At 69.7% G+C, this 26180-nt stretch carries 21 protein-coding genes and 1 pseudogene; 14 read left to right on the forward strand and 8 right to left on the reverse strand.

The features are described 5' to 3' along the window. Positions 1 to 17: 17 nt before the first annotated feature. Genes CAP38_RS11600 through CAP38_RS11610 form a run of 3 tightly spaced genes read right to left on the reverse strand, consistent with a single transcriptional unit; the run spans position 18 to position 3318 of the window. A complete protein-coding gene (locus tag CAP38_RS11600; protein ID WP_086121563.1) occupies positions 18 to 716 on the reverse strand; it encodes an SPOR domain-containing protein in 699 nt (232 codons plus the stop codon). 13 nt (positions 717 to 729) lie between these two features. After that, positions 730 to 2403: an arginine--tRNA ligase gene (gene argS / locus CAP38_RS11605; RefSeq protein WP_086121564.1), complete on the reverse strand. Its 1674-nt coding sequence runs from the start codon at positions 2401 to 2403 to the stop codon at positions 730 to 732. A gap of 12 nt (positions 2404 to 2415) precedes the next feature. Next, positions 2416 to 3318, reverse strand: a complete 903-nt coding sequence (locus tag CAP38_RS11610) for an HTH-type transcriptional regulator ArgP (protein ID WP_086121565.1) — start codon at positions 3316 to 3318, stop codon at positions 2416 to 2418. 135 nt (positions 3319 to 3453) lie between these two features. Between CAP38_RS11610 and CAP38_RS11615 the strand changes: the two genes are divergently transcribed. Beyond that, the gene (locus CAP38_RS11615; RefSeq protein WP_086121719.1) at positions 3454 to 4086 is read left to right on the forward strand and encodes a LysE/ArgO family amino acid transporter; all 633 of its coding nucleotides are present in this window, start codon (positions 3454 to 3456) and stop codon (positions 4084 to 4086) included. Positions 4087 to 4113: 27 nt separating this feature from the next. On the opposite strand, the gene CAP38_RS11620 is transcribed toward CAP38_RS11615, so the two are convergent. Together CAP38_RS11620 and CAP38_RS11625 are read right to left on the reverse strand one after the other, a co-directional pair. Then, positions 4114 to 4506, reverse strand: coding sequence for a hypothetical protein (locus CAP38_RS11620; protein ID WP_086121566.1), 393 nt, complete (start codon positions 4504 to 4506; stop codon positions 4114 to 4116). A gap of 199 nt (positions 4507 to 4705) precedes the next feature. Next, the gene (locus tag CAP38_RS11625; RefSeq protein ID WP_086121567.1) at positions 4706 to 5632 is read right to left on the reverse strand and encodes a LysR family transcriptional regulator; all 927 of its coding nucleotides are present in this window, start codon (positions 5630 to 5632) and stop codon (positions 4706 to 4708) included. A gap of 113 nt (positions 5633 to 5745) precedes the next feature. Here CAP38_RS11625 and CAP38_RS11630 point away from each other — a divergent pair, with 113 nt between their 5' ends. The 12 genes and pseudogenes from CAP38_RS11630 to CAP38_RS11685 all read left to right on the forward strand — a co-directional run bounded on the left by CAP38_RS11630 (position 5746) and on the right by CAP38_RS11685 (position 18862). After that, positions 5746 to 7209, forward strand: coding sequence for a HAMP domain-containing sensor histidine kinase (locus tag CAP38_RS11630; RefSeq protein WP_179188535.1), 1464 nt, complete (start codon positions 5746 to 5748; stop codon positions 7207 to 7209). 12 nt (positions 7210 to 7221) lie between these two features. Beyond that, positions 7222 to 8529 carry a sigma-54 dependent transcriptional regulator gene (locus CAP38_RS11635; protein ID WP_086121569.1) on the forward strand — a complete coding sequence of 436 codons (1308 nt, stop codon included), beginning with the start codon at positions 7222 to 7224 and terminating at the stop codon, positions 8527 to 8529. Positions 8530 to 8606: 77 nt separating this feature from the next. After that, complete coding sequence (locus tag CAP38_RS11640) at positions 8607 to 9305, forward strand: haloacid dehalogenase type II (protein WP_086121570.1); 699 nt, start codon at positions 8607 to 8609, stop codon at positions 9303 to 9305. Between the two features lie 31 nt (positions 9306 to 9336). Next, a complete protein-coding gene (locus tag CAP38_RS11645; protein ID WP_086121571.1) occupies positions 9337 to 11541 on the forward strand; it encodes a malate synthase G in 2205 nt (734 codons plus the stop codon). Between the two features lie 89 nt (positions 11542 to 11630). Next, positions 11631 to 12194 carry a chorismate lyase gene (locus tag CAP38_RS11650; RefSeq protein WP_086121572.1) on the forward strand — a complete coding sequence of 188 codons (564 nt, stop codon included), beginning with the start codon at positions 11631 to 11633 and terminating at the stop codon, positions 12192 to 12194. Then, positions 12191 to 12526 (forward strand): hypothetical protein, encoded by a 336-nt coding sequence (locus CAP38_RS11655; RefSeq protein ID WP_086121573.1) that lies wholly within the window; start codon positions 12191 to 12193, stop codon positions 12524 to 12526. The genes CAP38_RS11650 and CAP38_RS11655 overlap by 4 nt, the downstream gene beginning before the upstream one ends. A gap of 9 nt (positions 12527 to 12535) precedes the next feature. Continuing rightward, positions 12536 to 13072: an Lrp/AsnC family transcriptional regulator gene (locus CAP38_RS11660; RefSeq protein ID WP_086121574.1), complete on the forward strand. Its 537-nt coding sequence runs from the start codon at positions 12536 to 12538 to the stop codon at positions 13070 to 13072. 561 nt (positions 13073 to 13633) lie between these two features. Then, a pseudogene (locus CAP38_RS11665) lies at positions 13634 to 14350 on the forward strand (TRAP transporter substrate-binding protein); the annotation flags it as partial. Between the two features lie 193 nt (positions 14351 to 14543). After that, the gene (locus CAP38_RS11670) at positions 14544 to 15083 is read left to right on the forward strand and encodes a TRAP transporter small permease subunit (protein WP_086121575.1); all 540 of its coding nucleotides are present in this window, start codon (positions 14544 to 14546) and stop codon (positions 15081 to 15083) included. After that, positions 15076 to 16401, forward strand: coding sequence for a TRAP transporter large permease subunit (locus tag CAP38_RS11675; protein WP_086121576.1), 1326 nt, complete (start codon positions 15076 to 15078; stop codon positions 16399 to 16401). Before CAP38_RS11670 ends, CAP38_RS11675 begins: the two co-directional genes overlap by 8 nt. Before the next feature lie 9 nt (positions 16402 to 16410). Continuing rightward, positions 16411 to 17247, forward strand: coding sequence for a sulfite exporter TauE/SafE family protein (locus tag CAP38_RS11680; protein WP_086121577.1), 837 nt, complete (start codon positions 16411 to 16413; stop codon positions 17245 to 17247). A 28-nt stretch (positions 17248 to 17275) separates the two neighbouring features. Further along, positions 17276 to 18862, forward strand: coding sequence for a gamma-glutamyltransferase family protein (locus CAP38_RS11685; RefSeq protein ID WP_086121578.1), 1587 nt, complete (start codon positions 17276 to 17278; stop codon positions 18860 to 18862). 2 nt (positions 18863 to 18864) lie between these two features. Here CAP38_RS11685 and CAP38_RS15250 read toward each other — a convergent pair whose 3' ends face one another. Then, the gene (locus CAP38_RS15250; RefSeq protein WP_179188536.1) at positions 18865 to 20001 is read right to left on the reverse strand and encodes a response regulator; all 1137 of its coding nucleotides are present in this window, start codon (positions 19999 to 20001) and stop codon (positions 18865 to 18867) included. A 74-nt stretch (positions 20002 to 20075) separates the two neighbouring features. Between CAP38_RS15250 and CAP38_RS11700 the strand changes: the two genes are divergently transcribed. Continuing rightward, positions 20076 to 24161 carry a PAS domain-containing protein gene (locus tag CAP38_RS11700; protein ID WP_179188537.1) on the forward strand — a complete coding sequence of 1362 codons (4086 nt, stop codon included), beginning with the start codon at positions 20076 to 20078 and terminating at the stop codon, positions 24159 to 24161. On the opposite strand, the gene CAP38_RS15565 is transcribed toward CAP38_RS11700, so the two are convergent. Both CAP38_RS15565 and CAP38_RS11710 read right to left on the reverse strand, forming a co-directional pair. After that, the gene (locus CAP38_RS15565) at positions 24130 to 25428 is read right to left on the reverse strand and encodes a cytochrome c (RefSeq protein ID WP_086121580.1); all 1299 of its coding nucleotides are present in this window, start codon (positions 25426 to 25428) and stop codon (positions 24130 to 24132) included. The genes CAP38_RS11700 and CAP38_RS15565 overlap by 32 nt on opposite strands. Then, positions 25425 to 26171 carry a c-type cytochrome gene (locus CAP38_RS11710; protein WP_086121581.1) on the reverse strand — a complete coding sequence of 249 codons (747 nt, stop codon included), beginning with the start codon at positions 26169 to 26171 and terminating at the stop codon, positions 25425 to 25427. Before CAP38_RS11710 ends, CAP38_RS15565 begins: the two co-directional genes overlap by 4 nt. Positions 26172 to 26180: the final 9 nt, after the last annotated feature.

Consider the following 26180-nt stretch of genomic DNA (forward strand, 5'->3'; position numbering starts at 1 on the left):
TCCCGTATGACCGTTCGTCAGCGCTGGACGCGCACCAGGGCGGACTCCACACCGTTCACGTTGAGCTGCTCCTGGGTGAGTTCGGCCAGGGCCTTCTGGGTGAAGGGGCCCACGCGCACCCGGTAGACGGTGCGGCCGTTCTGCTCGCGCTCGCTGACCTGGGCATCGATGCCCATCATGGCCAGCTTGGCGCGCTGGGTCTCGGCGTCTTCCGGGGTGCGGAAAGCACCCGCCTGCACAAAATAGTTGAACGGGTCCAGACCGGGTGCCGCGGCCGCCGTGGGCGGGGTGGCGGCACCGGCGGCCGGTGCCTGACCGGCACGCTGCTGCATCAGATCCCCCAGCGGGTCGGTCGGGGTCTTGCCACCGGCAGCCGGTGCGGCGGCAGGCGCCGGCAGGGGCTTGCCGTCGGCCGGCGGCACCGACACCGCTCCGGCGGAAGCATCGCTCCCGGCGGGCACGGCCGGTGCGGCCGGGGCCGAACCCGGTGTGCGGGTGGCCGCCGCATTCGGGTTCCAGCCCTTGTTGCGCTCGGCTTCCTTGGCATCGGCACCGGCATCGCGGGACAGGCCCCGGTCCACGAAGGGCACCGGCACCTTGGTCACGTAAACGGCCACGGCCAGTGCGGCGCCCAGCCCCACCAGCAGGCCGGCGACGAAGCCGATGAGGGTGCCGCCCAGGGCGTGTCGGGGACGGGAAACGGGAGTCTTCTTCATCGTGGGTGGGCCCTTACATCTTCTGCGGGGCACTCACACCCAGCACAGCCAGACCATTGTGCAACACCTGCGCGGTGGCAGCGACCAGGGCCAGTCGGGCCCGCTTGACCGCCTCGTCGTCCACCAGGATGCGTTCGGCGTCGTAGTAGCTGTGGTAGGCCGCCGCCAGTTCACGCAGGTAGAAGGTGACGTCGTGCGGCGCAAAGTCGCGTGCGGCGTCGCTGAGCATGCCCGGGTAGCGGGCCAGCAGCAGCATGAGCGACTGGGCGGCCGGGGTGTCCAGGGCCGCGAGGTCGGCCTCGCGCAGCGAGGCCACGTCGCCGCCCCAGCTGGCCAGCACCGAGCAGATGCGGGCATGGGCGTACTGCACGTAGTACACCGGGTTGTCGTTGTTCTTCTGGACCGCCAGATCCACATCGAAGGTGTATTCGGTGTCGGGCTTGCGGCTGAGCAGGAAGAAGCGCACCGCGTCCTTGCTGGTCCATTCGATCAGGTCGCGCAGCGTCACGTAACTGCCGGCGCGCTTGCTGATCTTGACCTCTTCGCCACCGCGCACCACGCGCACCATGGTGTGCAGCACGTAGTCGGGGTACCCGGGCGGGATGCCCACGCCCGCCGCCTGCAGCCCGGCACGCACCCGCGCGATGGTGCCGTGGTGGTCGGTGCCCTGGATGTTGATGACCTTGGTGAAGCCGCGCTCCCACTTGGCGATGTGGTAGGCCACGTCGGGCACGAAGTAGGTGAACGAGCCGTCGGACTTGCGCATGACGCGGTCCTTGTCGTCGCCGTAGTCGGTGGACTTCAGCCACAGGGCACCGTCCTGCTCGTAGGTCTTGCCGGCGGCCACCAGCCGGTTCACCGCCGCTTCCACCCGGCCGCTGGTGTAGAGGCTGGATTCGAGGTAGTAGTGGTCGAACTTCACCTGGAAGGCCTGCAGGTCCAGGTCCTGCTCGTGGCGCAGGTAGGCCACGGCGAACTGGCGCATGCCGTCGAGGTCGTTCACATCGCCGCTGGCGGTGAATTCGCGGTCATCGGCCTTGACCGTCTTCCTGGCCAGGAAGTCGTTGGCGATGTCCTGGATGTAGTCGCCGTTGTAGGCCGCCTCGGGCCAGCCGGCATCGCCGGGCTTCAGGCCCCGGGCGCGCAACTGGGTGCTGGTGGCGAGCGTCCCGATCTGCACGCCGGCGTCGTTGTAATAGAACTCGCGCCACACCTCCCAGCCCTGGGTGGCATAGAGGTTGCAGATGGCATCCCCCAGTGCGGCCTGGCGTCCGTGGCCCACATGCAGCGGGCCGGTGGGGTTGGCAGAGACGAACTCCACCATCAGGCGCTGGCCGTTCGCGGGCTGGCTGCCGAAGGCGGCGCCAGCCTGCAGCACCTCGCGCACGATCTGCTGCTTGGCCTCGGGCTTGAGGCGGATGTTGATGAAACCGGGGCCGGCGATCTCGATGTCGGCCACCCACTGCTGGTAGACCGGCTGGGCCAGCAGCGCCGTGCGCAGCGATTCGGCCACGGCGCGCGGGTTGAGCTTGAGCGGCTTGGCCAGCTGCATGGCAGCGGTGACAGCAAAGTCGCCGTGGGCCGCCACCTTGGGCGATTCGAAGGCAGCGCGGGCACCGGCGCCGGGAGACAGCTGTTCCAGTTCGGCGGCCAGGCCGGCCAGCAGGTCGTTCTTGATGGTGAGCATAGAGGCCGGATTTTAGGCGGCGGCCCCCAGATGCTCCCGCGCTGCGGCCTTCACCGCCGCCGTCAGGCGCTGGGCCGACGGCGGCTCGTGCGCCCAGTGCTGCCAGTACAGCGCCACGTCCACCGTGGCGCCCGGCAGCAGTTCCTGCAGTTCGGGGCGGTGCCGCAGGTTCTGCTCGGGCACCATGCCCCAGCCCAGCCCCAGGCCGATGGCGGTCTCGAAGGCGTCCACCGCCGGCACGAAGTGGCGCGGGTAATGGACGTCCTTCAACCCGAAGTGCTGGGCCAGAAAGGCGTCCTGCAAGGCGTCCTTGCGGTTGAAGATCACCGCCGGCCAGGCCAGCAGCCGGTGCGCCGACACCGCGCCGCGCGGGGTGCGGCAGCGCTGCACCACCGACGGGGCAGCCACGCAGCGGTAACGCATGACCCCCAGCGGCTCGGCCACGCAGCCACGCATCGGCTCGGCCAGGGTGGTGACACAGCCGATCACGTCGCCGCCCTTGAGCGCATCGTGGGTGTGGTCCTGGTCGTCGATCACCACCTCCAGCGTCAGCCGGTGGCGCAACAGCAAGGGCGTGACGGCGGGCAGGAACCAGCTGGCCACCGAGTCGGCATTGATGGCCACGCTCAGGTTCTGCCAGGCACCGCGCCCGGTCTCGGGCGCGCCGCGCAGCCCCGACAGGAGATCCGCCTCCATCAGCCGCACCTGCCGCACATGGCCCAGCAGCGCTTGCCCGGCGGCCGTGGCGTGCACCTGCTTGCCGCGCACCAGCAGGCGCTGGCCGAGTGCGTCTTCGAGCGAGCGGATGCGCAGCGAGACGGCCGCCACCGTCAGCGACAGCTGCCGCGCTGCCGCCGCAAAGCTGCCGGTGTCGGCCACAGCGGCCAGGGCGTCGAGTTGGCGGGCGTCCAGCATGGTGAGGCAACGTAACTGGTCAAGAAAATCTTGATGGAATGTAGAAACAGCTAATTCAGTTTAAATCAGGTCGCCTTCCGGGCACCATGCGGACATGCCTGTTTCCACAGGCCCTTTTTTTCCCGGATGTTTGTCATGGTTCTCACTGTCCCCACCTTCACCGCCGGCATGGTGCTCAGCCTGTCGCTCATCATGGCCATCGGCCCCCAGAACGCGCACGTGCTGCGCATGGGCCTGCAACGCCAGCACCTGTGGATCACCGTGGCCGTCTGTGCCCTGGCCGACATCGTGCTCATCGGGCTGGGCGTGCTGGGCCTGGCCCAGCTCGGCGGCCTGTCGGACAAGCTGCAGGGCGCGCTCATCGGCGCCGGCGTGCTGTTCCTCGGCGTGTACGGCTGGCAGGCCTTCCAGCGCTTCCGCCAGCCCGTCCTCCAGGCACCGGCCGGCCAGGGCGCCGTGACCGGCCCGGCACCCACCAGCCGCCGCCAGGCCGTGCTCTCGGCGCTGGCCTTTTCATGGCTCAACCCGCACGCCTGGCTGGACACCGCCGTGCTGATCGGCACCGCCTCGCTGGCCTATGGCGAAGCCAGCCGCAGCTTCGGCCTGGGTGCGGCCGCCGGTTCGGTGGTGTGGTTCCTGGTGCTGGGCTGCGCCGCCTTCTGGCTCGGCCGGCGGCTCAATTCGCTGCGCATCTGGCGCCTGCTGGACGGCGCCGTGGCGCTGATGATGTGGGGCACGGCGGCCTGGCTGCTGGCCTCGCTGGTCTGAGGCGGGCCGCCGCACCCTCGCGCCGGATCAGGTGTGGAAGGTGCCGGTCATGCGCCCCTGACTGAACACCAGCGGACTGGGCTGGTCTTCGGAGAACGGGAACGGCAGGGAGTGCAGGTAGCCGTTGAGGGTGACCACGCCATCGGCCTCCGAGTAACTGATCATCGACATGTGGGTCTGCGAGCCATCGCGGCTCTTCATGAACAGGGTGTTGCCCGGATTCACGATGTCGATGTTCTGGTTGGCCACGGCCCTGAAATGAACGGGCGCCGGTGAACCGGTCTGCGTGAACTGGAACTGGACATTGCCCTGGTTGACCGGCTTCACGGGCGTGCCGTTGACCGTCAGCCCGGTCCACTCCCACTGGTCCAGCGTGACCGTGAACAGGCCATTGTTCACGCCGATGTTGATGTCTGCCATGAAGACTCCTTGGGTGGTTTTCCGACCCGGGCGGCTTTTCGGTCCGGGCCGTATGAATGGCCACTGACGCCGCTCCGGGACGGATCGGCGACTGCAATGACCACCGGGGCGGTGTACCTCCGCACCTGCGGCGATGTCCTCATGGAAGCATCAAGAATGCAGCACCCGGGGCTCGGGCGATACCGATGCCAGGCGCAGGTCAGCGCCCCGCCCAGTACTCCGCCCGCCCGTATTCGTGCTTGAGGAAGTCGATCCACAGGCGCACCCGCAGGGCCAGGTGGCGGCGCTGGGGGAACAGGGCGTAGATGCCGTTGGGCGGTGCGGCAAAGTCGTCCAGCACGCTCACCAGCCGGCCGGCGCGGATGTCGGCTTCCACCTCCCAGGTGCTGCGCCAGGCGATGCCCTGGCCGCTCAGGCACCACTCGTGCAGCACCTGACCGTCGCTGCAGTCCAGCGGGCCGCCGGGGCGCAGGTGCACGATTTCCCGGCCGCTGCCCGAGCTGGCCGGCATCGAGAAGGCCCAGCCCCGGGTCTGCGAGGCATCGCTGGACAGGGTGAGGCAGTCGAAGCGCACCAGATCGGCCGGGGTGGCCGGCCTGCCGTGACGCTGCAGGTAGGCCGGCGCGGCCACGCACAGGCGGCGGTTGTCCGCCAGGCGCACGCTCACCAGGGACGAGTCGGGCAGATCGCCCACCCGCACCGCGCAGTCATAACCCTCGCCGGCCACGTCCACCACCCGGTCGGACAGGTTCAGGCTGAGCGTGACCTCCGGGTGCAGTTCGCGAAAGCGCGGCACCAGCGGCGCCACATGGCGGCGACCAAAGCCGGCCGGTGCGGTGATGCGCACATGCCCGCTGGCCTTGACGCCGCCGGCGCTCACGCTGGCCTCGGCGTTGGACAGGTCGGTCAGCAGGCGCTGGCAGTCCTCCAGAAAGGCGCTGCCTTCGTGGGTGAGGGTGATGCGCCGCGTGGTGCGCACCATGAGCTTGACGCCCAGCCGGGCTTCCAGGGCGTCGATGCGGCGACCGATGATGGCCGGGGCCACGTTTTCCTGGCGGGCGGCCGCCGTGAGGCTGCCCCGCGAAGCCACGGCCACGAAGGTTTCCAGTTGCTTGAGCTTGTCCACCGGGGCAGGTTACCGCACCCGGCGGGGGAGCACACAGGGCTGGCGATATTGACAAGGGCCCTGTCGCCCCGACAATGGCTCGCATACACGGAGGGGTAAGGAGTTTCATGGCCATGACGGGCACTGCGCTGCCGGACGTCGTGTCGCCTTCTGCGCGCCTCGCGGCGCAGGCCGAAGGCCGCACCGGGGACGACGCCGGGCTGCAAGACGGGCGGGATGCAACGGCATTCAGCCTGCGCCGCCGCTTTGCCCTGGCCAGCCTGGTGGTGATCACCGTGATCGCCGTCGGTCTGGGCTGGATGCTCTCGCGGGTGCTGACCGAACGCATGCTGCAGCGCGAGGCCGAGGTGACGATGCATTTCGTGCAGAACGTGCTGAGCACCGACAACACCTGGCTGTACTTCCGCCGCCCGGACGACCCGCTGCTGCGGGCAGCGTTCCTGCAGTCGATGCGCCACATCGTGACCATGCGCGAATCGGTGCGGGGCAACGCCTACGACCTGCGCGGTCATGTGCTGTGGTCCACCGACGCCGAGCTGATCGGTCAGAGCTTCGAGCACAACGCCGAACTGGCCGAAGCGCTGCACGGCCAGATCGTGGTGGAGGCCGACGTCACCGAGCCCGGCCAGTTCAGCAAGGCCGAGCACCAGGGTCTGTTGCATCGGGGCGCCTTCTTTGTGGAGACCTACTTCCCGGTGCGCGACCCCCAGAGCGGCGCCGTGCTGGGCGTGATCGAGATCTACAAGATCCCCGAGAAGCTCTCCAGCGACATCCACCAGGGCCTGCGGCAGCTGTGGCTGGCCTGTTTCGGGGGCGCGGTGCTGCTGTTTGCGGTGCTGTACTGGATCGTGGCGCGGGCCGACCGTCTGATCACCCGGCAGCAGCAACGGCTGGCCGAGGCCCAGCGCACCGCATCCACCGTGGAGCTGGCCAGTGCGGTGGCGCACAGCCTGCGCAACCCGCTGGCGTCCATCCGGTCGGCGGCCGAACTGCTGCAGGACGGCGCGGGCCGCCCGGAGGATGTGCGCGAGCTCAGCGGCGACATGATCGAATCCGTCGACCGGGCCAACCGCTGGATCACCGAGCTGGTGCATGTGGCCCAGGCCCCGCAGCTGCACCCGCAGGCCGTGGACCTGGTGTCGCTGGTGCAGACCTGCCTGCAGGAAATGGCCGGAGAGCTGGCACGCCGGCACATCCAGCTACGGGTGGAACCCACCGATCCGTTGCCGGTGCTGGCCCACAGCGCCACGCTGCGGCAGGCCCTGCTCAGCATCATTGCCAATGCGGCCGAAGCCATGCCCCACGGCGGCCGGCTGGAGGTGGGCTGGACGCAGACCGACGGCCTGCGGGGCGTGCACCTGAGCGACAACGGCACCGGCCTGTCGCCGGAAGCGCGGCAGCGCCTGTTCCAGCCGTTTGCCAGCAGCAAGGTCGGCGGCCTGGGCATGGGCCTGGCGCTGGTCAAGCGCATGGTGGCGCAATGGCAGGGCGAGCTGCTGGTCACCGCCGAACAACCCCGTGGCACCCGGGTGGAGATCCGGCTGCCACACCCGCCCGGCCCCGTCGCGGGCCGCTGACCCGGAGCGCCCATGGCGACCCTGCTGGTGATCGAGGACGAACCTGCGCTGGCCCGCCACATGGCGCGCTACCTGCGCCAGTACGACCATGTGGTGGAAGTGGCCAACGACGGACCGTCGGGCCTGGAGGCGGCCCGGCGGCTGCAGCCCGATCTGGCGATCGTGGATTTCCAGCTGCCCGGCCTGGACGGACTGACCCTCATACGCGAACTCAACCGCGACCCTCTGCGCATCCGCACGGTGATGGTTTCGGGCCATGCCAATGTGGCGGTGGCGGTGCAGGCCATGAAGGCCGGATCATCCGACCTGCTGACCAAGCCGGTGCCGCTGCGCAGCCTCAAGCAGGCGGTGGACCGGGCGCTGGAGGAGCCGCTGCAGCCCCCGGGCGAGCCGCCCCGCTCGACCGCCATGGCGCACGCGATCCTGGGTCATTCGAGACCCCTGTCCGGCCTGCGTGAACAGGTGTCGGCCCTGGCCCGGCAGGAGCCCGGCGACGGATCGGCGGTGCCACCGATCCTGTTCTGCGGCGAAACCGGTTCGGGCAAGCTGCACGCGGCGCGCGCAGCCCACGCCACCGGACCCCGCGCGGCCGAACCCTGGGTGGAGATCGACTGCCTGGCCCTGCACCAGGGGCTGGACGCCGAGATCGCCGCCGGCGCGCCCGGTGGTGGCACGGTCTTTCTGAAGGATGTCGGCGACCTCGACGAGTCGGGACAGGTCAGCCTGCTGCACATGCTCGAGCGGCGCCAGTTCCGGCTCCCCCGGGGCGGCGTGGAACCGCTGCGGGCCCGCATCATGGCCGCCACGCGGCACGACCTGGATGCCCTGGTGCGCCAGGGCCGGTTCAAGGCCGAACTGCTCTACCGGCTGCAGGGCTGTGCCGTCCGGGTGCCGCCGCTGCGGGCCTGCACCGACGACCTGGCGCTGCTGGCGCGGCACTTCGTGGCGCTGCACACCGGCCGGTACCGGTTGCCGGCGATGCAGCTGTCACCGGCGGCCGAAGCGGCGCTGATGATGCACAGCTGGCCGGGCAACCTGCGCGAACTCGGCAACGTCATCGAGCGGGCCGTGATGATCTGCCCGGGCGGCCGGGTGGACGCGTCCCACCTGCTGCTGCCGACCGATCCCGCACCGTCGTCGTTCGGCGCCTTGTCCGAGCTCAGCGACTGCCTGCGCACCGACGAGATGGACCGCGCGGGGCTGGTGCGGGCGCTGGAGGAGCATCGCTGGGATCTGCATCTCACGGCCCGCATGCTGCAGATCGAGCCCGACCAGCTGCAGCGGCGCATGGACCGCCACGGGCTCTACGGGCCGACCTGATTACATCGATAAAAGTTGCGAATCCCTCGCTTTGGAGGGTCTGAATCGCTGCGCTGGTTGCGAATACAGTCCATGGTATGGACCAACCCCGCGCCGTGCTCTTCGATGCCTATGGAACGCTGTTCGACGTGTACAGCGTCGGGCTGCTGGCCGAACAGCTGTATCCGGGGCTGGGCTCGGCCATCTCGCGCCAATGGCGCGACAAGCAGATCGAATACACCCGGCTGGTGACCACCAGCAACCACGGCGAGCACTACAGCCCGTTCTGGGACCTGACCGAGCGCGCGCTGCGCCACACCCTCAAGACCCTGGTGCCCCAGGCCCGCACCGACTGGGCCGCCCATGCGCCTCAGGCCACGCGGCTGATGAACCAGTACCGGCATCTGTCGGCATTCCCCGAAAACAGGGACGTGCTGCAGGCCCTGCGCGAGCGCGGCATCACCACCGGCATCCTGAGCAACGGCGACGCCGACATGCTGGGCATCGCGGTGCGCAGCGCGGGCCTGGACGGCCTGCTCGACCATGTCATCAGCGTCGATCCGATCCGCCTGTACAAGACCCATCCCCGGGCCTACGCCCTGGGCGAAGCCGCCACCGGCCTGAAGGCAGGCCAGGTGCTGTTCGTCAGCAGCAATGCCTGGGACGCACTGGCCGCCGGCTGGTACGGCTATCGCACCCTGTGGGTGAACCGCCAGAATCTCGCCTTCGAGGAACTGGACACCCAGCCCGAACGCACCGCCAGCTCCCTGCGCGGCGTGCTCGACTTCTTTTCCTGATCCACCCATCCCACCTCAACCCACCACCACCATGACCCAGCGCACCACCATCCACGGCCTGCAAGTGGCCACCGAGCTGTTCGATTTCGTCAACCAGAAAGTGCTGCCCGGCACCGGCATCGACCAGGCCGCCTTCTGGAAAGGCTTCGACCAGATCGTGGCCGACCTGGCGCCCAAGAACGCCGCCCTGCTGGCCGAGCGCGACCGCCTGCAGGCCGAGCTGGACAAGTGGCACAGCGCCAACCCCGGCCCGGTGCGCGACATGATGGCCTACCGCAAGTTCCTGGAGACCATCGGCTACCTGGTGCCGCAGCCCAGGAACGTGAAGGCCACCACCAAGAACGTGGACGCCGAGCTCGCCACCCAGGCCGGCCCGCAGCTGGTGGTGCCCATCCTGAACGCCCGTTACGCGCTCAACGCCGCCAACGCCCGCTGGGGCAGCCTGTACGACGCGCTCTACGGCACCGACGTGATCAGCGAGGACAAGGGCTGCGAAAAGGTCGGCAAGAAGGGCGGCTACAACCCCAAGCGCGGCGCCAAGGTCATTGAATGGGCGCGCCACGTGCTGGACCGCACCGCCCCGCTGAAGAAGGGCTCGCATGTGGGCTCGACCGGCTACAAGATCAACAAGGACGGCGAGCTGGTCGTCTCCCTGGCCGATGGCGGCACCAGCAAGCTGGCCGACAAGTCCCAGCTGGTGGGCTACCAGGGCGAGCCGAAGAACCCGTCGTCGGTGCTGCTGGTGCACAACGGCCTGCACCTGGACATCCGCATCGACCGCAACACCCCCATCGGCAAGACCGATGCCGCCGGCGTGTGCGACCTGGTGGTCGAGGCCGCACTGTCCACCATCCTGGACCTGGAAGACTCGATTGCCGCCGTGGACGCGCAGGACAAGGTGCTGGCCTACAGCAACTGGCTGGGCATCCTGCAGGGCACCCTGGTCGAGACCTTCCAGAAGGGCGGCCAGACCCTGACCCGCGGCCTCAACGCCGACCGTGAATACACCGCCCCGAACGGCAAGACCGTGCGCCTGCACGGCCGCTCGCTGATGTTCCTGCGCAATGTGGGCCACCTCATGACCAACCCCGCCATCCTGTGGGGCACCGACGGTCAGGAGATCCCCGAGGGCATCATGGACGCGGTGATCACCACCACCATCGCCCTGCACGATCTGAAGCGCACCAAGAAGGACGCCATCCGCAACTCGCGCAAGGGCTCGGTCTACATCGTCAAGCCCAAGATGCACGGCCCGAAGGAAGTGGCCTTTGCCGCCGAACTCTTCGGCCGTGTGGAGCAGCTGCTGGGCCTGCCGGATTCCACCGTCAAGCTGGGCATCATGGACGAGGAGCGCCGCACCTCGGTCAACCTCAAGGCCTGCATTGCCGCCGCTGCCAGCCGCGTGGCCTTCATCAACACCGGCTTCCTGGACCGCACCGGCGACGAGATGCACACCGCCATGCTGGCCGGCCCCATGGTCCGCAAGGGCGACATGAAGGCCAGCGCCTGGATCCAGGCTTACGAGCGCAACAACGTGCTGGTCGGCCTGCAGTGCGGCCTGCGCGGCAAGGCCCAGATCGGCAAGGGCATGTGGGCCATGCCCGACCTCATGAAGGCCATGCTGGAGCAGAAGATCGCCCACCCGAAGGCCGGTGCCAACACCGCCTGGGTGCCCAGCCCCACCGGCGCCACGCTGCACGCCATGCACTACCACCAGGTGCTGGTCAGCGACATCCAGAAGGGCCTGGAGAAGATCGATGCCGACGCCGAGCGCGACAACCTGCTCACCGGCCTGCTGACCGTGCCGGTGTCGAGCAACCCGAACTGGAGCGAGGCCGAGAAGCAGGCCGAGCTCGACAACAACGTCCAGGGCATCCTGGGCTACGTGGTGCGCTGGGTCGATCAGGGCGTGGGCTGCTCCAAGGTGCCCGACATCAACGACGTGGGCCTGATGGAAGACCGCGCCACCCTGCGCATCTCCAGCCAGCACATCGCCAACTGGCTGCACCACGGCATCGTCACCGAAGCCCAGGTGCGCGAGACCTTCGAGCGCATGGCCGCCAAGGTGGACAAGCAGAACGCCGGCGACAAGCTCTACCAGCCCATGGCCGGCAACGCCAGGACCAGCAAGGCCTACCAGGCCGCCCTGGACCTGGTGTTCAAGGGCAAGGAGCAGCCCAGCGGCTACACCGAGCCGCTGCTGCACGCCTGGCGCCTGAAGGTCAAGCAGGGCTGACCGGACGCCCGGTTCATGGTTTCGTAAAGACTTGAACCGGGCCCCGCACCTATGCTGCGGGCTCCCCCGACTTCCCGAGGAGCCCCCCCATGCACGCCGACACCCATGCGCTGCGGTCCTGGTGGCCGCAGCACAGCCTTGACAGCCTTCACCCGCCGGCCGACCTGCGGCCCTGGCTGCTGCACACCGGATCACTCACCGAACGCCTGTCCTCCGTCTGGCCCGACCTCCAGGTGTCCCTGGTGCACGTGGGCGAGGGCCGACTGACCCCGGAAGAATGTGTCCGCCTGAACTGCCCGGCACAGGCCACCGGCTGGATACGGTGCGTGTCGCTGCGGGGCGGCGGCCGCACCCGGGTCAGGGCGCGCGCCGTCATCCCCGGCTGGCACAGCTACAACCCGTGGTCGGGCGTGGCCTACCTGGGCGAACGGCCGCTGGGCGACTGGCTGTTTGCCCAGACCGGTGTGCTGCGCAGCCCCTTCGAATGGGCCAGCCCCGATGGCCCTGAGGGTGCCGGCAGCTGGGCCCGCCGGTGCAGTTACACCCGCCACGGCGCACCGCTGCTGCTGACCGAATGGATGGTCGACCTGGACCCGCTCGCCCTTCTCACCAGCCCCGACACGGCGACCCTGCCGCCCCACGAGACCGCATGACCAGCCCCGCGCCCCGCTGCGACTTTCTCCAATTCGATGCCACCGACAACGACGATGGCACCGGCACCTGGGAGGCCATGGCCAGTGCCCCCGCCGGCGACCCGGAGCTGGATCGCATCGCCCGGGAGATGCACGCGGTGACGGCCTGGGTGGCTGCCCGGGCGCCGGGCCCGCAGGGCCCGCGCGAGGAAGGCGGCGAGTGGGACGCCGACATCTCGGCCAGCCATGAAGACGGCTGGACCACCCTGACGCTCACCCTCACCGGCCCGTGGGACTGGGGCAGCGGGTGTGTGGGCGAACTGCAGGACCCCCTTGGCCCGGGGGTTGCTTGAAGCCGGGGCATGAACCGCCCCACCACCGAAGCCCCCGTCGTCTCCCCGGCCTCCGTCGCCTCGTCCGGCCAGCCCGCCCTGCCGGCGGCCGCACCGGTGCTCAGCAAGCTCGACAGCGCCCTGCTCAACATCCTGGTCAAGGACGGGCGGGCGTCGTTTGCCGACATCGCGCGGCAGCTCGGCATCTCCCGGGCCCATGCCCGAGCCCGGGTGCAGGCGCTGCAGGCCAGCGGGGTCATCGAGCTGTTCGGTGCCGTCATCAACCCCGAGAAGCTGGGCCAGGTGGTGTCCACCTTCCTCGACATCCAGGTCTCGCCGGTGGCACTCGAAGCGGTGGCCCAGGAGCTGGCCGACTGCAACGAGGTGGTGAGCCTCTACATCATGAGCGACCTGCGCAGCCTGCATGTGCACGCCCTCACGGACAGCGTGCCCACCTTCGAGGCCTTCGTGCGCCGGCACCTGTTCAACCGGCCCGAGATCCTGTCGGTGGACTGCAAGACGCTGCTCACACGCGTGAAGAACCGGCGGGGCGGCGCGCGGCTTTGAGCCGCCCGTCGCATTTGGTGCGCCTGCACCGGCAGGGTGCGCAATGAACATTCGTCAGCCGGGGCCGGGCTGGGGGCTTTGTTGGCATGCCAACAGTTGCCAAACGGTATCGAAAACACACCAAACGTCACCCCGAACGTCGGCTGGAAAACATTCGGCACCGACCAAGGCCCGACCGGTGTCCAGGACAGGGCCTGAACCGACCGGGACCGGCGATCCCTGATTTCGGAAATTTTCCATATGGATCAATGACTTGTCGGATTTTCGGAGGTTGGCACGCGGGTTGCTGAGTCGGTCCGAGCCTGCCGAACAAATGAACAAACGGCAGCCAGCGAGCCCGACCTCACCCACCCCATCCACAGGAGTTCCGCCATGTCCCTGATCCGTCGTCAGTTCCTCTCTCGTGCCGCCGTCGCCGGTGGCGTGCTCGGCGCCCCGGCCATCGTCAACGCCCAGTCGGCCCGGTTCAACTGGAAGATGACCAGTGCCTACGGCAAGGGCTCGCCCTTCTACATGGACGGCCCCGGCAGCGCCACCGATCTGGCCAAGCGCATCCGCGAGATGTCGGACGGCCGCCTGAACATCCAGGTGTTCGGCGCCGGCGAACTGATCCCCGCATTCGAGGGCTTCGACGCGGTGCGCGCCGGCACGGTGGAGATGAACCATGCCAACGCCTACTTCTGGACCGGCAAGACCGCCGCCGCGCAGTACTTCACCGCCGTGCCCTTCGGCATGAACTTCCAGGGCATGAACGGCTGGCTGTACGACGGCGGCGGCATCGACCTCTGGAACGAGGTCTACGCCCCGTTCGGCATGGTGGCCATGCCCTGCGGCAACACCGGCGTGCAGATGACCGGCTGGTTCAAGAAAGAGATCAAGACCGTGGCCGACCTCAAGGGCCTGAAGATGCGCATCCCCGGCCTGGCCGGCAAGGTCTACGCCAATCTGGGCGTGGACGTGAAGGTGCTGCCGGGCGGCGAGATCTTCCCGGCGCTGGAGCGCGGCGTGATCGATGCGGCCGAGTTCGTCGGTCCATTCCAGGACCGACGCCTGGGCCTGCACAAGGCCGCCAAGTTCTACTACACCACCGGCTGGCACGAGTCGTCCACCGTGTCGGAACTCCTGATCAACAAGGCCGCCTGGAACAAGCTGCCCAAGGACCTGCAGGCCATCGTGAGCAACGCGGCCGCCGCCTGCAACGTGATCAGCGAAGGCTGGTGCCAGAAGGCCAACTCCGAGGCCATGGAAGACCTGATCAAGAACCAGGGCGTGACCGCCCGCCCGCTGCCGGACGATGTGATCAAGGCCCTGAAGGCCGAGACCGACAAGGTGCTGGCCGACCGCCTCCAAGGACCCGCTGACCAAGAAGGTGCACGACTCCTACATGGCCTTCAAGGCCAAGTACGACCGCTGGAGCGAGATCAGCGAAGAGGCCTACCACCTCAAGGTTCGCGGCTGAGGCGGAGTCACCATGCAACAACCCCTGTCGAAAGCGGCAGGGGGCATCGAGGCGGTCATCGACCGCCTCGGGTCCCTGACCGCCTGGATCGCCCTGATCATGATCGGCCTGGTGGCCACCAACGTGATCCTGCGTTATGCCTTCAGCTTCGGCTCGGTGTGGGCCCAGGAGCTGGAGTGGCACCTGCTGGCCGCCCTCATCCTGCTGGGCATGAGCCACGCGCTGCAGCGCGGCGACAACGTGCGCGTGGACCTGTTCTACGCGCGGTTCTCGCCACGCGCCAAGCAGGTGGTGGACGTGGTCTCCGCGCTGCTGCTCATCGCCATCAGCGTGCACTTCATCGAGCTGTCGCTGGGCTACGTCGAGCAGTCGCGCTCGATCAACGAGGCCTCGCCCGACCCGGGCGGCATTCCCTACCGCTGGCTGGTGAAGGCGCTCATTCCGCTGGGCTACGGACTGCTGGTGCTGCAGCAGCTGGCGCACCTGGTGCGGCTGCTCCAGCAGAAGCACCCGGCCGCCGACGGCACGGCGAAGGAGGAAGGTCATGTTTGAGATGTCGACCTACGCCATCCTGATGCTGGTCGGCTTCTTCGTGCTGCTGATGATCGGCATTCCGGTGGCCATCAGCCTGGCCACCGTGGGCTTCGTGTTCGGCTGGCTGGGCTTCGGCGACGGCCTGTTCAACCTGCTGCCGGCGCGCTTCTACGGCATCGTCTCGGGCTACCAGTGGATGGCCATACCGCTGTTCGTCTTCATGGGGGTGATGCTGGAGAAATCACGCCTGGCCGATGACCTGCTGGACGTGATGGGCCACATCGCCGGCGGCACCAAGGGCGGCATGGCGGTGGGCATCGTGCTGTTCGGCGTGCTCATGGGCGCCACCACCGGCATCGTGGGCGCGACCATCATCACCCTGGGCCTGCTGACCCTGCCCACGCTCATCCGGCGCGGCTACGACAAGAGCGTGGCCTGCGGCGTGATCTGTGCCTCGGGCACGCTGGGACAGATCATTCCGCCCAGCCTGATCCTGATCCTGCTGTCGGACATCATGCAGCTCTCCGTGGGCACGCTGTTCGCGGCCGCCGTGGGCCCGGGCATGCTGCTGGCCGTCATCTACATCATCTACATCCTGGTGATGGGCTGGCTCAGGCCGGACTCGATGCCGCCGATTCCGGTGGCCGAGCGCGACGCCGTCTCGCGCCGTGAGCTGTGGGTGCGCTTCTTCAAGGTGTTGCTGCCGCCGGTGCTGCTGGTGGTGGCGGTGCTGGGCTCCATCGTGGGCGGCGTGGCGGCCCCGACCGAGGCCGCATCGATGGGCGCAGTGGGCGCGGTGCTGATCACCGCCTTCTCGGGCCGCTTCACCCTGAAGACGCTCAAGGACACGGCGCTGGAAACCAGCAAGATCACCGCCATCATGATGTTCATCCTCATGACGGCCCAGGTGTTTGCGCTGTCGTTCCGCGGCCTGCACGGCGAGGAGCTGATCGCCAGCCTGTTCGATGCGCTGCCGGGCGGCGTGAACACCGCCATCTGGTTCATGATGCTGATGATCTTCGTGCTCGGTTTCTTCATCGAGTGGATCGAGATCAGCTACATCGCGGTGCCGCTGTTCCTGCCCATCCTGCTCAACATGGGCGTGGACCCGGTCTGGCTGGCCATGCTGATCACCGTCAACCTGCAGTCGAGCTTCCTGACGCCGCCGTTCGGCTGGGCACTGTTCTACCTCAAGGGGGTGGCGCCACCGGAGGTGAACATCAAGGACATCTACCGCGGCGTGGTGCCCTTCATCGCCCTGCAGCTGCTGACCCTGGCGCTGGTGTTCTTCTACCCGCAGATCGCGCTCTGGCTGCCCAAGGCCATCGGCTGGTAAGGCCCCTTCATGGAACTCCTTGCACAACACAGCGGCCTGTGGCTGCTGGGGCTGGCTGCGGCCCTGGCGGTCACCGGGCTGGTGGCCGGGGTCATGGCCGGGCTGCTGGGGGTGGGTGGCGGCATCGTCATCGTGCCGGTGCTCTACCACCTGTTCACGCTGCTGGGCATCGACGAGTCGGTGCGCATGCACGTGACGGTGGGCACCTCGCTGGCCACCATCATCCCCACCTCGATCATGTCGAGCCGGGCGCACCGGCGCAAGGGAAGCCTGAACATGGACCTGATCCGCTCGCTGATGCCCGGCGTGGTGGTGGGCGTGGCACTGGGCTCCATCGCCAGCCGCTTCCTGGACGGCAGCGTGCTGACCGCCGTGTTCGCCTGCGTGGCGCTGCTGGTGGCCCTGAACATGGCCTTCAAGCGCGATGGTTTCTCCATCGCGGACGGTCTGCCGGGGCGTGCCGGTACCGCCCTGCTGGGCGGGGGCATCGGCGGCGTGTCCACGCTCATGGGCATCGGCGGCGGCACACTCTCGGTCCCGCTGCTCAACGCGCTGAAGGTGCCCATGCACACGGCCGTGGGCACCGGGGCCATGCTGGGCATGGTCATCAGCATTCCGGGCGCGCTGGCCTTCGTGGTCAACGGGCTGGACGTGCCGATGCGCCCGCCCTTCAGCCTGGGCTACGTCAATCTGCTGGGCTTCGCACTCATCGTGCCGGCCACGCTGATGACCACCGGCTGGGGTGCGACACTCGCCCACCGCATCGACGCCCGACGCCTGCGCCAGGTGTTTGCCGCCTTTCTGGCGCTCACATCGCTGCGCATGTTTTACGGCCTGCTGACCTGAACCGAACCGACATCACCGGAGACAACACATGATCCATACCCTCAAGGCCCTGGGCGGCATGCAGGTGGCACCGCACCACCTGGCCGCTCAGGCCGGCCGCGACGTGTTGCGCGACGGCGGCAACGCGGTCGAGGCCATGGTGGCCGCCGCTGCCGCCATTGCCGTGGTCTACCCGCACATGAACGCCATCGGCGGGGACGGCTTCTGGCTCATCCACGAGCCGGGCAAGACCCCGGTGGCCATCGATGCCTGCGGCCCGGCCGCCGCGCTGGCCACCCCGGATTTCTACGCCGGACTCGACGCCATCCCGCCACGGGGCGCCACCGCGGCACTCACCGTGGCCGGCACCGTGGGCGGCTGGCAGAAGGCGCTCGACGTGGCCTCGGCCTGGGGCCCGGGCCTGCCGCTCTCGCGCCTGCTGCAGGACGCCATCCGCCATGCCCGCGACGGCGTGGCCGTGACCACCAGCCAGTCCGCGCTCACGCGCGAGAAGCTGCCCGGCCTGAAGGACGCGCCCGGCTTTGCCCAGACCTACCTGGTCGATGGCCAGCCACCGCAGCCCGGCCATGTGCTGAAGCAGCCCGCGCTGGCCCGCACCCTGGCCCAGCTGACCGAGCGCGGCCTGGACGATTTCTACCGCGGTAAACTGGCGCAGCGCATCGGCGCCGAGCTGGAGCGCGTGGGCAGCCCGGTGCGCACCAGCGACCTGGCCGCCTACCGGGCGCAGATCGTCGAGCCGCTGGCGGTGCGCCTGAACGACAGCACGGTCTACAACCTGCCGCCACCCACCCAGGGACTCTCGGCCCTGATGATCCTGGGCCTGTTCGAGCGCCTGGGCGTGACCGAGGGCGAGGGCTTTGCCTACCTGCACGGGCTGGTGGAGTCCACCAAGCGCGCCTTCCGGGTGCGTGAACGCGTGGTCACCGACCCGCAGCGCCTGCCGGCCGCGCCCAGCAGCTTCCTCACGCCGCAGGCGCTGGACGAACTGGCGGCGCAGATCGATCCGGCCCGCGCCCTGCCCTGGCCCGACGCTGCCAAGCCCGGCGACACCATCTGGATGGGCGCCATCGACCGCGAAGGCCGCGCCGTGAGCTTCATCCAGAGCGTGTACTGGGAGTTCGGCTCCGGCACCGTGCTGCAGGACAGCGGCATCTGCTGGCAGAACCGGGGCACCAGCTTCTCGCTCGACCCCAAGGCCCTCAATTCGCTCAAGCCGGGCCACAAGCCCTTCCATACCCTCAACCCGTCGATGGCGCTGTTCGACGACGGCCGCGTCATGCCCTACGGCACCATGGGCGGCGAGGGCCAGCCCCAGACCCAGGCCGCCGTGTTCACGCGCTACGCCCGCTTCGGCCACAGCCTGCAGCAGGCGGTGACCGCACCGCGCTGGCTGCTGGGCCGCACCTGGGGCGACGTGAGCACCACGCTCAAGCTGGAGAGCCGGTTCGACCCAGGGCTGGTGCAGGCGCTGCGCGACGCCGGCCATGTGGTCGAGGTGCTGCCCGAGGCCTTCAGCGACACCATGGGCCATGCCGGTGCGCTGGTGCGCCACCCCAACGGTGTGATCGAAGGCGCGGCCGACCCGCGCAGCGACGGCGCGGTCGCGGCGGTCTGAGTTCAGGCCGGGCGCAGGGCGACGGTGAAGACCGCGCCCTCGCCCGGACGGCCCTCGGCGGTGACGGTGCCGCCGTGGCGCTCCACGATGCGCTTGACGTTGGCTAGGCCCATGCCTTCGCCGGTGAAGGTGCCGGTGGGGTGCAGCCGCTGGAAGGGGCGGAACAGGCGGCTGGCCAGCGCCGGGTCGAAGCCCACGCCGTTGTCGGCCACCAGCACACGCACCAGCCCGTCGGCCGCGACCGGCTGAGCGCTCACCGTCACATGTGGATGCGGCCGTGAGGCGCTGTACTTCACCGCATTGCCCAGCAGATTGACGAACACCTGGTGCAGCAGACCGGCATGGCCCAGCACCGGCGGCAGCGACTGCAAGTCGACACAGCAACCCTGCGGCGGATGGAGCGCCCTCACATCCTGGCGGGCCTGCTCCAGCAGCGGCATCAGGTCCACCGGCTCCAGCGTCAGGTCGCGGTTGCCCAGGCGGGCAAAGTCGAGCAGGTCTCGCACCATCTTCAGGGCGGTGTCGCCCGAACGCACACCCGCCTGCACCAGGGCCGCCATGTCGGCAGGCAGGGTCGCGCCATGCTCGTCGCCCACCAGCTGCAGGATGCCGCGCATGTTGGCCACCGGGCCGCGCAGGTCGTGCGAGAGGCGGGCTGCAAAGGCGTCGAGCTCCTGGTTGACCACCAGCAGCTGCTCGTACTGCCGACGGATCTCGTCCTGCAGCTGGCGGTTGCGCAGCCGCAGCCGCTTGAGCGCCAGCGCCCGCTCGACCGTGGAGATCATGGTGCTCAGGCGGAACGGCTTGGGCACATAGTCGACCGCCCCGCTGCGCATGGCGTCGACCGCGCTCTCGATGCTCGCATGCGCGGTGACCAGGATGGCGGGCAGCTCCGGGTGCAGGGTCTGGACCCGGCGGATGAACTCGATGCCGTCGACCCCGGGCATCTGCAGATCGGTGATCAGGAGGTCGGCGTCGGAGAAACAGGCCCCGGACAAGGCCGCCTCGGCGCTGTCCCAGCCCTGCACCTCGTAGCCCTCGAGCCGCAGCACGTCCACCAGGGCCTTGAGCTGCATGGCCTCGTCGTCCACCACCAGGATGCGGGTGATGTCGGGTTCGGGCGGATCGTTCGGGTTCATGCTGGACTGGCGTACGCGATGACGAAATGCTATGCCAATATTCACACCCGGATACAAAAACATCGGGGAGAGGCATGAACCAAGGCATGGGGATGCGCAGCCTGCTGCTGCTGCTGGTGGCCATGGCGGTGCTGCCGGCGCTGGTGATGGCGGTGCTCAACTACCGCGAAGACCGGCGGCTGGCCGCCGAGGCGGTGCGCCAGGAACTGGCCGCCGTGGCCCAGGTGGCCCAGGCCGGCCAGGAGGCCGTGGTGGGTGGCGTGCGCAACATGCTGGAGACGGTGGCCAGCGGTCCCTCGGTGCGCCGCACCGACCTGCGCGACCTCTGCTACGAATTCCTGGGCAACATCGTCCGGCAGTCGGCGGACTTTGCCAACCTGGGCTTTGCCAACCGGGACGGCGTGGTGGAGTGCATGGGGCGGCGGTCCAGCGCCAGGGTGGAGGTGCGCGACCGGGACTACTTCAACAAGGTCATGGCCACCCCGCGTTTCACCGTGGGCAGCTTCATGCTGGGCCGGGTGTCGCGCACACCGGCGCTGGGCTTCGGCATGCCGGTCTACGACGACAAGGCCCAGCTGGTGGGCGTGGCATTTGCCGCCGTGGACGTGCGCCGGCTGGCGCACGCGTTCGACCAGCTCGACCTCCGGCCCGACCTCCACGTGACCCTGCTGGACCGCCACGGCACGATGCTGGCCACGACACGGCGCGACGGCCTCGAGCTGGGCCAGCCGCTGCCCGAAGGCGCGCTGCGCCAGGCGCTGGCCGACAGCCAGCGTGCACCCAGCAGCCTGCAGACCCGGGAGTCCGGCCTGGGCACGTGGCTGCACGAAATCCGCCCGATCTCCGTGGGCGACAGCGGCTCCCTGATGCTGGTGGTCAGCACCCGGCTCGATCTGCGCCTGGCATCGGCCCTGGACCGGCTGCAGCGGCAGCTGCTGGTGCTGGCCGCCGCACTCGCCACAGTGCTGGTGGTGGCCTGGCAGCTGTCGGTCCGGGTGCTGGCCCGCCCCATCTTCCGGCTGCGGCAGCGCATGCAGCAGGCCGCCACCGGCCAGCCGGTACCGCCCACCGGCACCCCGCCGCTGACGCGTGAACTGGGCGAGCTGGAACAAGGCTTCGACGACATGGTCCGCCAGCTCCAGGACGGCCGTGCGCAGCTCAGTCGGGCGCAGGTGCTGGCCGGCATCGGCTTCTACCGGATCGACCTGGACCAGGGCCAGCTTCACCTGGACGCGACACTGACCTCGCTGCTGCAGCGGCCGGCCCACGCGCTGGAGATGCCGCTGACCGAATTCGATGCCATGGTGCATCCGGAGGACATCCAGCGCCTGCTGACCAACCGGCAACGCCTGCGCCAGTCGGGCGGGGAAGGCCGCATCCAGTTCCGCATCCGGCGGGCCGACGGCGACATCCGGTGGCTGGAGAGCTTCAGCCTGGCACGGGCCGGGGACGAGGGCAGCCACCAGATGATGGGCGCCCTGCAGGACGTCACGGCCAGCGTGCGGCTGCAGCGACTGTATGCCCTGCTCAATGCCATCAACGAAAGCACCTTCGGCTCCGACACGGCCGGCGGGCTGTTCCGCACGCTGTGCCGGGTGGCGGTGGAGGTGGGCGGCTTTCGCATGGCCTGGGTCGGCCAGGTGATGGAACAAACCGGGCAGGACACTCCGCTGATCCTGCCCCTGACCAGCGCCGGCCACGATGCCGGCTACACCCAGAGCATCGCGACCGACCCGGCCGGCTTCGTGAGGACCCGGCTGGTGGCGGTGCAGGCACTGACCAGCGGCGGGCTGTCGGTGATCGACGACCTGACGCGCATGGAACCCACCGACGCCTGGGTGGAGGCCGGCATCGAGCGCGGTTACCGCGCGGCGGCCGGCATCCCGGTGCGGCAGGGCAGCCGCATCGTGGCGGTGATGGTGTTCATGTCCGACGAGCCCCACCGGTTCGACGGCACCGAGCGGGAGCTGCTGGTGTCGCTGGGCCGCAGCATGTCGCGCGCGCTGGACTTCATCGAGACCGAGCACCAGCGCCAGCTGGCCCTGCAGGCCGCCCGCACCAACGAGGCCCGGCTGGCGCGGGCCCAGCAGCTGGCCCGCCTGGGCCACTGGGTGCGCCACGCGAAGGACCGGTCGGCGGAGTGGTCGGACGGGCTGTTCGAGATCATCGGACGCGACCCGGCCCAGGGCGCCCCGTCGCTGGAGGAAACCCTGGCAACCGTGCACCCGGACGATGTGGACGCCTACCGCACGGCGATGGACGAAGCGCTGGCCGGACGCGGCGAACGCACCTTCCGCTACCGCTGCCGCCGAAGCGACGGCAGCCTGCGCTGGTACGAGGAAAACATCGACGCACCGGTGCGCGACGAGCACGGCCAGGTGGTGTCGGTGGGCGGCACGGTGCAGGACATCACCGACCGCATGGAGAGCGAGGCCCGGCTGCAGTTGCAGCTCTCCAGCACCGAGCTGCTCAACCAGATTGCGCGGGCGACCGAGGAGCGGCACGACCTGCTGAGCGTTTACCGGGTGGTCTGCGAGAAGCTCGACACCCGGTTCGCGGTCGACCTGTCGCTGTTCCTGGAGCGTCAGGGTCAGGGTCTGCGGGTGCGGGTGGTGCATGTCGGGCCGCAGGGGGGCGATGCGGCGCAGCAGGCGCTGCTGCAGCACGGCACCGAGATCGAGGCCGGCCGCAATGGCCTGGCCCGCTGCCTGGGCGGCGTGCTGGTGCACGAACCCGACACGGCCGCGCTGGACTTCGAGCTGCCACGCCGCCTCGTGGCAGCCGGCCTGCGCAGCGTGGTGCTGGTGCCGATCCAGGCCACCGGATCGGTGTTCGGGGTGCTGCTGGTGGCCCGCAGGCACGCCGGCGCGTTTGTCAGCAGCGAATGCGAGTTCCTTCGGCAGGTGGGCGAACACGTCACCCTGGCGGCCGGGCAGTCGCGGCTGCTGGCCTCGCTGCAGCAGGCCTACGACGACCTGCGCGAGGCTCAGCAGGCCGCGCTGCAGCAGGAGCGGCTGCGGGTGCTGGGGCAGATGGCCAGCGGGATTGCGCACGACATCAACAACGCCATCTCGCCGGTGGCGCTCTACACCGAGTCGCTGCTGGCCCGTGAGCAGGGACTGAGCGAACAGGGTCGTCAGCAGCTGGCCACCATCCAGCTGGCGGTGGACGACGTGGCCGACACGGTGGCCCGCATGCGCGAGTTCTACCGGCCGCGCACCGGTCAGGCCGAACGGCGCCGGGTGGACATGAACCGGCTGGTGGGTCAGGCCATCGGACTGACGCGGGCACGCTGGCGCGATCAGCCCCAGGAACAGGGTCTGCACTTCGACGTGCAGACCGAACTGGTCGATCCGTGTCCCCCGGTGCTGGCGGTCGAAGGCGAGGTCCGCGACGCCCTGGTGAATCTGGTGCTCAATGCCGTCGACGCCTTGCCCGGCGGCGGGCGGGTGACGGTGAGCACCCGGCGCGTGGCGGCCGAGGGCGGAGTCGACCAGCTGGAGGTGTCGGTGGTGGATACCGGCGTCGGCATGGACGAGGAGACCCGGCGCCGCTGCATGGAGCCGTTCTTCACCACCAAGGGCGAGCGCGGTTCGGGCCTGGGTCTGGCCATGGTGTTCGGCTGCGCGCAGCGGCACGACGCATCCATGGAAATCGACAGTGCGCCCGGCCGGGGCACCTGCGTGCGGCTGCGCTTTCCGCTGGCGCCGGCGCAGGCGATGGACGCCGCCAGCGGCCTGCTGCTGGCCGAAGATGAGACACCCCGGCCCGCCCTGGAGGTGCTGCTGGTGGACGACGACCCGCTGCTGCTGGAATCGGTGGCCGAGGTGCTGACCCAGGCGGGCCACCGGGTGACACCCGCCGAAGGCGGCGCTGCGGGCATCCGCCTGTTCGAGGCGGCGCTGGCCACCCAGCCGTTCCAGGCGGTGATCACCGACCTGGGCATGCCGGACGTGGACGGTCGCCAGGTGGCGCGGCGGGTGCGCGAACTCTCACCCGCCACCCCGGTGATCATGCTCACCGGCTGGGGCCGGCGCATGCAGGAGGATGCAGACCTGCCGGCCGGGGTGGACATCCTGCTGCCCAAACCGCCGCGCCGGCACCAGCTGCTCGATGCGCTGCAGCGCCTCAGCGCAGGCGGGCCACGTCCAGCGCCGTGACCTCGCCGGCCCGGTTGCCCCAGGACTGGCGGATGAAGCTGGTGACCGCGGCCACATCGTCGTCGTTGAGCTGGCTGCGGTAGGGCGGCATGCCATAGGGCCGGGGATGGGCCGCCGTGGCAGGCGCAAAGCCGCCGCTGAGGATGGCCTGCACCGCATTCACCGGGCTGCTCTGCGTGACCGCACGGTGGCCCGCCAGCGGTGGGTAGGCGCCGGGCGCACCTTCGCCGGCGTCGCCATGGCACTGGGCGCAGTGCTGCTCGTACAGCCGGCCGCCGCGCGTGAGCACCGCATCGGGCGCCGGCTCGAAGTCCGGGCGCCTGACCGGCTGCACCGGCAGACCGGCCAGGTACACCGCCATGGCCCTCAGGTCGGCCTCGGGCAGGTGTTGCGTGCCGTGAAGCACCACCTCGGCCATGGGGCCCAGGGTGGAGGCCTGACCCGTGGCCTGGGTGGCCCTGCCACGGCCCAGCAGCGCCGCCGTGGCCTCCACGCTCCAGCCCTGGGTGCCGCCCTCGGCCGGGTCGTGCAGCGAGGGGGCCCACCAGCGGCCGTCGGGCATCAGGCCGCCGCCGAAGCGGTCCACCGCGCCCCCACCGAACACATCGCGCTCGGCATGGCAGGCTGCGCAGTGGGCCACGCCGGTCACCAGATAGGCGCCCCGGTTCCACTCGGCGCTGCGGGCCAGGTCGGGCTGGTAGGTGCCGGGCGTGAAATACAGGATGCGCCACAGCGCCAGGGCGGCCTGGGTGTTGAACGGGAAGCGCAGGCCGTGTTCACGCGGCGGCTGCACCACCGGCGGCAGGCTGCGCAGGTGGGCGTAGAGCGCATCCACATCGTCGGCCGTCATGCGGGTGGTGTGGTTGTAGGGGAAGGCCGGGTAGAGCAGACGGCCGTCGCGCGACTGGCCATGCAGCAGGGCACGGCGGAAATCGCCTGCGCTCCAGCGGCCCAGCCCGGTGTCGGGGTCGGGCGTGAGGTTGCTGCTGTAGATGGGACCGAAAGGCGTGTTGACCGGGCGTCCACCGGCCCAGGGCTCACCGCCGCGCGCGGTGTGGCAGGCCATGCAGTTGCCGGCCGCGGCCAGCCGGGCGCCCTGCTCCAGCACGGCCGGCGTGACCGCCACCTCCACCGGCTGCACCGGCACGCCCCGCAGCTCGGTGCGCACCGCCACGGCCACCAGGGCCATGCCCAGGAGCAGACCCCCGGCGATCAGCCATCCGGCCCGTGCCCGGGGCGCACGCGCGGGCGTCACCGGCGGGCTCATCGCACCCCTCCTTGGGCGGCCACGGGCCCCTGCAGGTCGCGACCGCAGTCCATGGGCAGCGGGGCCGGCAGGCGATCGGCCGGTCTGGCGTTCGCGGGCACCGGCTGGGCGGCCAGCCAGGCGGCGACGGCGGTGACGTCAGGGCCGCTCAGGCGCCGGGCCACGGTGGCCATGCAGTCGGGGGCCGTGGCGCGGCGCAGGCCGGTCTGCCAGCCACCGAGCTGGCTGATCAGGTAGTCGCGCGGCAGCCCCAGCAGGCCGGGAATGGCCGGCTGCACGCCGGTCATGCGCTCGCCGTGGCAGCTGTTGCACGACGGGATCTGGCGCGCCGCATCGCCCACCTTCACCAGCTGCTCGCCCCGGCGCAACAGGGCCGGATCGACCGGGGCCGGGGCCGGCGGCGGGTAGGGCAGATCCAGCGCCGCAAAGTACTGCGCTATCTCCAGCAGGTAGGCGTCGGTCAGCGGGTCCAGCAGTGCCGTCATGCCCACGGCCTGGCGGCGGCCGGCCTTGAAGTGCAGCAGCTGGTTGTACAGGTAGCCGGCCGGCTTGCCGGCGATGCGCGGGAAGTAGCCATCGGGCGTGGCACGGCCCTCGATGCCATGGCAGGCGGTGCACACCAGCATGCGCTGGGCCATGGTGTCGGGCACGGTGTGCGGTGGAGCGGCCAGGGCCGCCGGGGCGAACGCGACGGCGGCAAGGAGGGGCCAGCGCCGCAGGCGCGACAGGAATTCAGGAAACATGACTTGCTC

The organism is Hydrogenophaga sp. IBVHS2 (assembly GCF_002127215.1).
Classification (GTDB): domain Bacteria; phylum Pseudomonadota; class Gammaproteobacteria; order Burkholderiales; family Burkholderiaceae_C; genus Hydrogenophaga.